This is a genomic window from Vibrio sp. 10N.286.45.E10 (genome assembly GCF_002874195.2).
GTDB classification, from domain to species: domain Bacteria; phylum Pseudomonadota; class Gammaproteobacteria; order Enterobacterales; family Vibrionaceae; genus Vibrio; species Vibrio crassostreae.
In genome coordinates, this window is record NZ_MCWD02000008.1 from 1 (window position 1) to 2,562 (window position 2,562).

Annotated in this window: 2 protein-coding genes; both read right to left on the bottom strand. The window is 54.2% G+C overall.

What is annotated here, in order from left to right; genetic code table 11:
* A partial coding sequence (locus tag BCU34_RS24035) for a hypothetical protein (protein WP_413286300.1) occupies positions 1 to 740 on the bottom strand: 740 nt, incomplete at its 3' end.
* A 153-nt stretch (positions 741 to 893) separates the two neighbouring features.
* A partial coding sequence (locus BCU34_RS24040) for a hypothetical protein (protein WP_413286301.1) occupies positions 894 to 2,562 on the bottom strand: 1,669 nt, incomplete at its 5' end.

Below are 2,562 nucleotides of genomic sequence, written 5' to 3' on the forward strand. Positions count from 1 at the left end.
AGCGCGGCAATCACTGGCGCGCTGAAGAAGGTGTCACTCACCAAGACACTGCCACTTCGCTCATAAGCCACCGTCACTTCATAGTAACTGCCAACATCCAACGCGGTCGGAGTGACCGTGTCAGCGACCTGCGGGGTGTTGCCCTGCGAACCATCAGGAGCTATCAGCCTCCAAGTCACCACTCGAGCATCAAAGCTGATGTCAGGACCACTGCTTTGGAGGACACTGACCACTTGTAATGGGATGCCCTCTCTCGGGGTCGCCAGTGGGTCAAACACAATGTCATAATTGACAGCAGTGCTTGCCAAGACGACCGTACTCATCTCACTGGACAGGTCCGTCTCTACATTCGTGTTGGTGTTTTTACCCCACAACATCAAGCGGTATCGCTCATCAGAGCTGAGCCCCGCGGGCAGGTCAGCATAATAGGATTCACTGCTCACCTCTGTCCAATTTAGTCCATCATTACTGGTTCTCTGCCACACATAGCGCACATCAACGTTATTGGTTCGAGTGAGGACATCTTGCACATCACTGAGCACTTGTGTTTCGTTTTGTAACCCTATGTCATCATTAGGGTGTAATGGCGTATTGTGTCGCAAGACTGGCTTCTCCACCGTCAGCAATTCATACACCTCGTCAGCACGAAACGGAAAACTGGCGCTTAAGGGGCGGCTGTTATTAGTTGATGTCTGCGTCACCTCAGCGGTCACGGAAGTGGTATTCGGGAATTGAGCCATAACATGGTTAAATCTTGAAAAGAAACCGATGGTGCCTGATTGCTGTAGAAAGCATATGGGGAAAGCGTATAAGCCCCAGACGTAGGACCTTCTGTCTCAGAGCTCATTGGCGCTTTGGCTAAGTCCCAGCGACCGAAGGCAGGCGTTGCTGGGTCATCCGGGCTCCAAGGTGATAAGGCTGTACCAAACCGCGAATTCCCCAGGGGTCGTAATGCTTTGCACTGGAGTGAGACTCCATACGATTGCTGACTCGGTTTGAGCACCCTCAGTGTAGGTCAACTCTAGCACCACATACTGACCACTGTGAGCGCTGTTCAATTGATAAACGCCGCTCACTGGGTTGATTGGGCTCCAGCTACCGGCATCCTGCAGCTGATTGAGGTCAGAAATGGTATACCAATCCGCGGCGAGTCCACTGGTGGGCGTTTCCGCTACCCCATTTCGAGTGAGGTTGAACGCGTAGCTCAGCACACTGTCTGAGTAGAGCGTGATTGGCGTAATGTTGACATCACGCAGACTCAAGACATCGCTGCCGCCGGTCGGAATGACAACTACATCACTTGTGACCGCCTTCGACGTGTAAGTATCCGTTGACTCCGTCAACGTCACCACCACTCCCAAGCGGGAAGCGCCATGACTATTGTCAACGGTGATATCTTTGGTCACCACATTCAAAGAGTTAGCGCGGTTCCAATCCCCTTGCGCATCCAATAAAAACCACTCATAGTCTACCTGCTCGCCCGGTAACAAAGGGCGATGAACGGCGCTGAGCACCTCTCCAGGGTTTAATGGACTGGTCATCGGGGTAATGTTCACAGGTAAAGGGGCAATGGAGGCATTCGAGCCGACCAAGCGCGTATTCGAAACCAGCGTACCAGAGACGTTCAGAGCATCTGTCCAGCTCAACGTGGCTTGCAGGGTGGTGTTACCATCCCCACCACTCACGTCCACAGTGTAGTCTTGCGTGGTCGCACTCATGGACGAAGCATTACGCGTCCACTGGTAGCTAATATTGGGAGGACGCACGTCCCTTTCCGGCACACTGCCTGTCAGTACCGCTTGTAATACATCACCATTAAGCGCAGGGATTGAACCGCCTTGCAGCGTCAGCACATCCATATAACGCAAGCGCTCAAGCTCGGTCGCCAAGTCACTGCCATCACCAGGGGCAGTATTGCCATCCCACACAGGGGTGATGTTGGAAAATAGCGTCACGGTCTGACCATTACTGTCTTCTAACGTCACACGCAAACCGTGCCTAAAGCCAACGTCAACCGCTGCGTTGAAGGTATACCCCCCCGCGTCGGTGCCCACTTCGGCGCCCACCTCAAAGCCGCCACCGGAGGCCGGCATGCGCAGCCAGGCATAGGTTGGATTAACGAGGCTTTCATCACTCATGAAGGTCGTCAAACGCTCAGCAGACGCAGACGCCAATGACAGCAGGCTACCGTCAAACTCAAGGAGTAAGGTGAAGGTTTCAAGCCCCATGTCATTGGCTTGCACCACGCCGCTGTATTGACTGGTTAAGTCGATGGACTCATTGGTTCCAGCGTCGGCTAGCGTCAGCACTAGGTGTAAACGCTCGCCCACATCACCGACTTGCGCCACATAAGATGCGCCGTTGCCAGTGCCAGTGCCAGTGCCAGCCACATTAGACCAACTGCCCACACTGCCCGCTTGCCACTGGTAAGCCACCGTCACCGCCGAGGCGTTGGCTATCTCATTCATGTCCGCCGCCGTTAAGCTGACCAACGCACCCACAGAGACACCGTCTGGCGTTAACGCCAAACTCAACACACCCACCAAGTCCGTCAGGTCAGTG